Origin of the sequence: Sorangium sp. So ce1153 (genome assembly GCF_051521595.1) — a bacterium.
GTDB lineage: Bacteria > Myxococcota_A > Polyangia > Polyangiales > Polyangiaceae > Sorangium.
In genome coordinates, this window is the sequence record NZ_CP150361.1 from 14764553 (window position 1) to 14771717 (window position 7165).

The 7165-nt window shown below is 72.7% G+C and carries 7 protein-coding genes; 1 reads left to right on the forward strand and 6 read right to left on the reverse strand.

Going from position 1 to position 7165, the window contains the following annotated elements; genetic code table 11:
• Nucleotides 1–10: 10 nt before the first annotated feature.
• The 5 genes from atpH to miaE all read right to left on the reverse strand — a co-directional run bounded on the left by atpH (nt 11) and on the right by miaE (nt 4281).
• Nucleotides 11–553 carry an ATP synthase F1 subunit delta gene (atpH, locus tag WME85_RS53885; protein WP_437833938.1) on the reverse strand — a complete coding sequence of 181 codons (543 nt, stop codon included), beginning with the start codon at nt 551–553 and terminating at the stop codon, nt 11–13.
• Nucleotides 550–1554: a F0F1 ATP synthase subunit B family protein gene (locus tag WME85_RS53890; protein ID WP_437833940.1), complete on the reverse strand. Its 1005-nt coding sequence runs from the start codon at nt 1552–1554 to the stop codon at nt 550–552. The genes atpH and WME85_RS53890 overlap by 4 nt, the downstream gene beginning before the upstream one ends.
• A complete protein-coding gene (locus tag WME85_RS53895; protein WP_437833943.1) occupies nt 1551–2018 on the reverse strand; it encodes an ATP synthase F0 subunit B in 468 nt (155 codons plus the stop codon). The genes WME85_RS53890 and WME85_RS53895 overlap by 4 nt, the downstream gene beginning before the upstream one ends.
• Before the next feature lie 193 nt (nt 2019–2211).
• Nucleotides 2212–3678: a hypothetical protein gene (locus WME85_RS53900; RefSeq protein WP_437833946.1), complete on the reverse strand. Its 1467-nt coding sequence runs from the start codon at nt 3676–3678 to the stop codon at nt 2212–2214.
• Nucleotides 3679–3684: 6 nt separating this feature from the next.
• A complete protein-coding gene (gene miaE / locus WME85_RS53905) occupies nt 3685–4281 on the reverse strand; it encodes a tRNA isopentenyl-2-thiomethyl-A-37 hydroxylase MiaE (RefSeq protein ID WP_437756022.1) in 597 nt (198 codons plus the stop codon).
• A 231-nt stretch (nt 4282–4512) separates the two neighbouring features.
• On the opposite strand from miaE, the gene WME85_RS53910 reads away from it, so the two are divergent.
• Nucleotides 4513–5267 (forward strand): IS5 family transposase gene (locus tag WME85_RS53910; RefSeq protein WP_437833949.1). Its coding sequence is split into 2 segments (ribosomal slippage): nt 4513–4837 and nt 4837–5267, totalling 756 coding nucleotides; the frame shifts between segments, so codons are not numbered across the junction.
• 9 nt (nt 5268–5276) lie between these two features.
• On the opposite strand, the gene WME85_RS53915 is transcribed toward WME85_RS53910, so the two are convergent.
• Nucleotides 5277–6362 carry a hypothetical protein gene (locus tag WME85_RS53915; protein ID WP_437833952.1) on the reverse strand — a complete coding sequence of 362 codons (1086 nt, stop codon included), beginning with the start codon at nt 6360–6362 and terminating at the stop codon, nt 5277–5279.
• Nucleotides 6363–7165: the final 803 nt, after the last annotated feature.

Below are 7165 nucleotides of genomic sequence, written 5' to 3' on the forward strand. Positions count from 1 at the left end.
TCGCGTCCCCTCAGGTTCGGAGCAGGTTGTCACGGAAGCTCGACAGCCGGGTCCTGAGGCTGCCGTCGATCACCTGATCGCCGATCTGGGTGACCACGCCAGCGATGAGCGAGGGGTCCTGCCGGTGGGTGATCGAGATCTTCCTGCCGGTCGCCCTCTCGAGCTCGGCCCGGAGGCGGTCGAGGTAACCATCGCTCAGCGGGCCCGCGCTCGTGACGACGGCCCGGGCGATGTTCTGCTCCTGATCGACGAGGAGCGCGAGCTGCCGGGCGATCTCGGGCAGCGCCGCGAGCCGCCGGCGGCGCGCCAGCAGGAGCAGGGTGTTCTTCGTCACGTCCGAGAAGCCGGCGCGGGAGCCGACCTCGCGGATCAGCTCCTCGCGCGGGCCCTCCGGGATGAGCGGGTTGTCGAGGACGAGGCGGAGCTCCTCGCTCGACGAGTACATCGCGCTGGCGTCCCCGATCTCCCTCGAGAGGGCCGGAAGGGTGCCGGTCTCCTTGCCGATCTCGAAGATCGCGCGCCCGTAGCGTCGTGCGACGGCCTCGTTGCTCATATCGCTGCTCCGGTGGTCTGGGCTCCGCGGGGGGCGCCGGCGGAGACGGCCGCGGGGATGGCCTTCAGGTACTCTTCGTTGACGCGGTCGAGGTCCTCCCGGCCGACGCGCTGCCGGAGCAGCTCCTCGGCCGCGGTGACGGCGCCCTGCACCGCCTCCTGGAGGAGCAGGGCGCGCGCCGCCTTGAGCTCCTGCTCGATGCGGAACTCGGCGTCGCGCCGCATCCGCAGGCGCCGCTGCTCCGCCTCGGCGAGCACGTGCGCCTTCTCGAGCTCGGCCTGCGTCGCGTGCTCGGCCTTGAGCTCCGCGAGCGTCTCCTCGAGCCGCGTGAGCTTGTCCTCGTACTCGTCGAGCCGCTGCTCGGCCTCCCGCTTCAGGCGCGCGGCGTTGTCGAGCTCCTGCGTGATCGTCTGCTTGCGCTTCTTCAGCGCCTCCGCGATGGGCTTCCTCCCGAAGCGGACCACGATGAACGCGAGCAGCCCGAAGTTGAGGACCGAGGCGAGGAACGGCGGCGGCTCGTTCTTCGGGTCGCACGGGTTCTTGTCGTCGTGGTAGCGCCAGAGCAGCGAGTTGACGCCGCCCTTCGCGGCGGCCTCGTTGTTCACGCCGATGAGGCCGTGCCACCAGTTGACGTGCGGCGGCGGATCCGTCGGGCCGTGGCCGGGGCAGTGCTCCTCCCCGTGCGACGCGCTCTCCGTGGTCTCCGGCGGCGCCACGGGGCGCGCGCGGCCGGCGCCCTGCGGCGGCCGGAGCCCGTGGCCGGGCGGGAGCTGGCGGCCGCCCGGGCCGAGCGGGCGGCCAGGCTGCGCGTCGCGCGGGCGGGGCTGCAGCTGCGGCGAGCCCGGCTGGGCCGCGCCGGGCTGAGCCGGCTGGGCGCCGACCGGCGGGTGGCCCGGGGGCATCGTCGGCTGCGGGGCCGGCTCTTGCGCGAGCGCGGTGCCGGCGGCGAGCGCCGCGGCGAGGCCGAGGGCGAGCGAGGAGCGGCGGAGCGGCTTCTTCACTGGCGCACCTCGCGGCCGAGCATGCTGGCGGCGATCTCCGCCGCGAGCGCGGGCTGGGCGGCGGCGAGCTCGCCGCGCATGCGGGCGACCTCGGCCGCGATCTTCGCCTTGCCGTCCTCGAGGATGCGCGCGGTCTCGGCGCGGGCCTCGGCCATGATCTGGGCCTCGATCTTCATGGTCTCGGTGCGGAGGCGCTCGCGCTCGATCCCGGCCTCGCGCCGGACCTGCTCGATCTCGGCCTCGTAGCGGGTGAGCAGCTCCCCGGCGCGCTCGTCCATCTCGCGCGCTTCCCGCTTGGCGCCGTCGGTGCGCCGCTCGCGCTCCTCGAAGACGCGGAGCAGCGGGTCGAACAGCAGCGGCTTGAGGATGACGATGAACGTCGAGAAGAGGACGACCTGCGCCAGGAACGTCAGATCGAAATCGACGGCGATGCCGGCGGCGCCGGACGCGAGAAGGGGGTGCATGGCGTTCGGATTCACGGGTGCTTGTTCGGCGGCGAGGGCGGCGCAGCGGGAGCCGCGCGCTGCCCCGCGCCCCCCGGGGGAGGGCGTTTCGACGCGCCGGCACCTAGCACGTGTCAGTCGAAGCTGGAAGGGCTCTCGGCAGGGCGGTCGGGCTCGCCTCGCCGAGGCGCGCCGCGCTCGCGGGCGCCGCGTGTTACAGGCTCGCGAGCGAGCGCATCATCTCGTCGAGGCCCGCCTCGAGATCCGCGGCGCTGGCGCGGCCCGACGCCGCCAACGTTGACGCGCGCGGCGCGCTGTCCTCGTCGCGCAGGGCCTCGGCCGCGCGTGGATTGCGGAACCAGTCCTCGTCGAAGCGCTCGATCAGGCCGCGCCGATCGCGCGCCGCGAGGAGCGCCCCGGCGAGCCGGACGGCAGCCTCGGGCTCGAGCGCCGGGACGACCCCGGCGAGCGTCCCCGGGATCGGCGCGCCGAGCGCGCGGGCGGTCGCCTCCTCGAAGCGATCCTTGCGGTCGCGGGCGGCCCGGAGCAGCACGTGCCCGCCTCCGTCCGGGCCGCCAAGGAGCGTGAGCCCCACGGTCGCGGCGTCGAGGCGCAGCGAGAGGACGAGGCTCTGCGCGGTCGCGCGCGCCTGATCGAGCGCGCGGCCTCGGCCGAGCCCGAGCGCGCGCGCGCAGAAGACCGGGTCGGCGACGAGGCCGCCGAACAGCGCGGCGCGGCGCGCGTGCCGCAGATCGCACGGCGCGTGCCCGAGCGCGAACGGCCCCCGCGCGGAGGCGCGCGACAGCGCCGCGCCGAAGCGGGCGAGCGCGCGCGCGAACGACGCCGCGCCGAGGGGCCGCGGCAGCGGCCCGAGATCGATCGCGAGGCCCTCGGTGAGCCTCGTCGCGCGGAACAGCTCCTCGAGCCAGCGGGGGCCGAGCCGCGCCGGCCACCCCGACGCGGCGTCGCGGCCCACGGCGCGCCCGAGGGCGCCGTGCCAGGTCGCCTCGGGCTGCAGCATCGGCTCGGTCCGCTGCAGCAGCGCCTCGGCCGCGCCGAGCGCCGCGTCCGCCGGATCGCAGGGGATCTCGACCGCGAGCCGGCGCGCCTCGTCGAGCCGGCGCGCGGCCTCTTGCCGCCGCTCGACGAGGATGCGGGCGGCGTCGGCGACCGCTCCGGCGCCGCGGGCGAGCACCTCGGCGAACGTCTGCCGTCCGGCGTCGGTCGGATCGGCGAGCAGCCTGAGCCGCGCCTCGTGCGGCGACATCCGCGCCGGCTCGGGCACGTCGATGAAGAGCGACGCGGCGTGCCAGGCGGCGGCGAGCCGGAGGCGATCGGCCCAGACGACCCGCTCCAGCGTGAGCGTGTAGACCCAGTCGGCGAGCGGGGCCGCGAGGCCGGTCGGGTCCGGGGCGGCGGCCTCCGCCTGGCTCGCGAGCCCGAGCTCCGCGCCCAGGCTCGGGGTCTTGCCGGTGAGCTCGAGGTAGGTCGTCCGCGCGCTGACGCGCCGGAAGGGATCGAGCGGGTTCTCGAGCCGCGCCCTCGCCTCGGCGGCGGTCGCGCCGTCCTGGTCCGCGCCGGCGGGGGCCGGACCGCGTCGGGCGACGTCGTCGAGCGCCGCGCGCCATGCGCGCGCCGCGCGCGCGACCTCTCGATCGAGGCGGAACAGATCGATCTCCATGCTCACCTACCCGTGCACCGCGGCGGCCGTCCCGAGCCGCCGGGCGATCTCGCCCTCGGCGCGCGCGAGCTCGGCCAGCCGGCCGCGCGCCGCGCCCTCGTCGCCGGCGACGTCGACGGCGAGGTCGACGAGGGTCCGGTAGTGCCGCGCCTCCGACGCGAAGAGCTCCTCGTAGAGCGGCGCGAGCTCGTGCTCGCGCGCCGCGAGGCCATCGGCGAGCAGCCGGAAGCGCTCGCAGGAGCGCGCCTCGATGATCGCGCCGACGAGCAGCCGGTCGATGAGCGCGGCCTTCGCGTTGCGCGCGCAGGTGCTGGACGCCGCCTTGCGCAGCTCGCTCGCGTACTCGTCGGTCTCCGGCTTGCCGAGCGCGAGGCCGCGCTGCTCGATCACGTCGAGCAGCGCGCGGAAGTGCCGGAGCTCCTCCTCGGCGAGGTCGACGAGCGCGCGGGCGAGGCGCGGGATGGACGGCCAGCGCGCGGCGAGCGACAGCGCGTTCGACGCCGCCTTCATCTCGCAGTGGGCGTGATCGGTCAGGAGCGCCGGCAGGTCGGCGAGCGCCACGTCAGCCCAGCGCGGATCGGTCGGTAGGGTCAGGCACAGCACGCAGGGCCGACCTAGAGCAGGCGCGCCGCGGCGAGAAGGGGGAGGCGGTCCTCGACGCCGTCGGGGACCGGACGGCGGGCCGCGCGACGGTCGGTTCACGCGATCCGGGCCGCGCGATCTGGGCCGCGCGATCCGGGGCCGCGCGGCCTGAAGGCCTAGGTCCTGTCCCTAAAATCGTGGGTAGCCGAAAAGTTGGCCCGCCTGGCTCGGGTCTGCTGAGGCGGAGCAACGATGCCGTTGCGCGTGCAGCTCGACGACCGCCAGTGGGCGAAGGTGGAAGCGTTTCTGCGGAGCGAGACGGGACGGGGACGTCCTGCGTTCGACGACCGGCGGTTCGTGGAGGCGGTGCTCTGGATCCTCCGGACCGGTGCCCCGTGGCGTGACCTGCCGGGCGAGTTCGGTCCCTGGAAGACCGTCTTCAACCGCTTCGACCGCTGGTCGAAGTCCGGCAAGTGGCAGCGGCTACTGAAGCAGCTGCAGGTGGGTGTCGACCCGGAATGGTTCAGCCTCGACGCCACGATCGTCCGGGCCCACCAGCATGCTGCGGGCGCCAAAGGGGGCCGGAGGGGCAAGGCATTGGCCGATCTCGTGGCGGCTTCTCCACCAAGATTCACCTGATCGTCGATGCCCTGGGTTCGCCCCTGGAGTTCGCGATCACCGAGGGACAGCGCCACGACACCGTGCCCGCCCCGGAGCTGATCGCGCGCTGCGCACCGCGGTGCCTCATCGCCGACAAGGCGTATGACTCGAACGCGCTCCGAGCCCAGCTCGCCGCGATGGGCTCGGTCGCCGTCATCCCCTCGAACGCCAGCCGCATCCCCGCGCTCCCCTACGACCGGCACCTGTACAAGGAGCGCTTCGCGATCGAGTGCGCGTTCAACCTGCTCAAGAACGCCCGCCGCTTCGCCACGCGCTACGAGAAGACGCTCCGCAACTACGCCGCCATCGTCGCGCTCGCCTGCGCCCGCTGCTGGCTCCGATTTTAGGGACAGGACCTAGAGCCCGTCGGACGACGCGCGGGTCAGCCCGCTCGACTCGAGGTGGTACGCGAGCCCGACCACGAACGTGGTGGGCCCGCCGCCGGCGAGCGCCCGGCGCGCGCTGGCCTCGACGGAGAACTGGGTGCCCACGTAGGCCAAGCCGAGCGACAGCGCGTGCTGGTCAGCGCCCTGATCGAAGCGATAGCCGGCGCGGAGCGGGAAGTGATCCGCGACGAGGTACTCGCCGCCCGCCATGAGGCGGTACGTGGTGTCGATGTAGGAGTTCAGGTCGACGAGCCCGTCGACCTCGATGGAGAAGTCGTCGGTGCCGAACCCGACGCCGCCGCCGACGGTCGTGGGGAGCAGCCCGTTGTCGGGGTAGGAGAGGTTCTGTCCGACGGCGGCGATGTACAGGTTGTCCGTCGGCTTGATGGTGATCGCGGCGTCGAACGTGAACTCGTTCACGTAGGAGTGGCGACCGGCGACCTTTCCGTCCTCCACCTCGACCTGGCCGCCGGAGACAGGGTCGTACCCCCGGTCGTCCTTCTGTGTGCTGCCGAGGCCTCCCGCGAGGAGCGTCCCGTCCTGCGTGATCTTGGCGTAGCGGCCGGTGAGCCCGACGAAGAGGCGCTCGGTGATGGGGTAGGCGAGGCCCACCCGCGCATCGAGGAACGTCCGATCGATCCCGTCGTTGTCGACGAAGCCGCCGACGAAGGAGATCGCCCCCGCGAGCTTTCCGGTGACCGAGTCGACGACGACGCCGCCGTACGCGTGCCGGCCGGCCTCAGGGCTCCCCTGGAAGAGCGCCTGGAGGTGGTAGACGCGGGTCTCCACCATGGCGGAGGGGTTGATGAAGACGGCCGACGTCCCGTTCCCGAGCGCGCGCAGCGCGCCGCCGAACGCTGCGGCGCGGGGCGTCTCGTTCTCGCCGTACGCGTAGGCGAGCTGCGGCGGCAGCGACGACGCCTCGGCTGCCGCCGACCCTGCGGCCGTGACCACCGAGAGCGCGGCCGCCGCCGCCAGGGCCCTGGCCCGCGCAGAGGTCGCCGCCTGGCGCGACGACCGCTCCGGCCGCTGCGCCAGGAGTGCCCCCTTTGTCAACCAGATCCCCAACGGCATCGCTTCGCCATACCCCACACCGGGACCCCGAGGGCAAATTCTCGGAGACTGAAATCGGCTCGCCCCGGTCGCTCTGTGCTGGACGAGCTCCGTGTTTCTAAAGAAGCTGGAAAATCCGACGGCTCTAGCCTCTTGACGACGAAATGAGCGGGTTTTGCTCTGCAATCGTGACCGCGTCGTGAAAATCACCGACCTGCGTCGGGAGTTTTTGCTCCTCGTGTCCGAGGGGCCGAGCGAGGGGGACGCGAAGCCGGTTTCGCAGTGCGCTGTGGACTGAATTTACATCAATGATCACCGATAGTTGACTCAGGTTTCGCAGTTGGGGATAGACGCCCGGACTCACCCGGTGCTACCTCGGATTCGTCCTCGGGGCGGCCCTGCGCCGCACCGAGTCCTCCAAAGGGTGGCTGCGGGCTACCGAGCTCTGTGAGGCGGTATGGGGGACGGCTGTGCCGATCTGTCTTCCAATGCAATGGACCTCGACGCGACGGTTGCACCCCCACCACGATCGCCGTGCTTGGCTGAAGCCGAGCCGAGCGGCGGTGCAGTGGGGCCGTATTTCCCACCCGCATCCCCTGGATGCGTGCGGACGATGTCTCGAGGACGAAGCGGCCGTGGGCGGACTGTTGAAAAGTCGACGCGCCCTTCGATTACATTCAGAATAACATAGAGATCTCCAGGGGTTAGAGGCGAGTCCTCGCTGTGAGACCTGTGGATAAGTTGGGGGCGACGCTTCTTCGGTCGCCCCCGAAACCTATTTTCGTGGAGCGGACTTCAGAGCAGCG

Coding starts and splice junctions, on each gene's coding strand:
- atpH (WP_437833938.1), bottom strand. CDS start 553: ATGAGCAACGAGGCCGTCGCACGACGCTACGGGCGCGCGATCTTCGAG.
- WME85_RS53895 (WP_437833943.1), bottom strand. CDS start 2,018: ATGCACCCCCTTCTCGCGTCCGGCGCCGCCGGCATCGCCGTCGATTTC.
- WME85_RS53900 (WP_437833946.1), bottom strand. CDS start 3,678: ATGGAGATCGATCTGTTCCGCCTCGATCGAGAGGTCGCGCGCGCGGCG.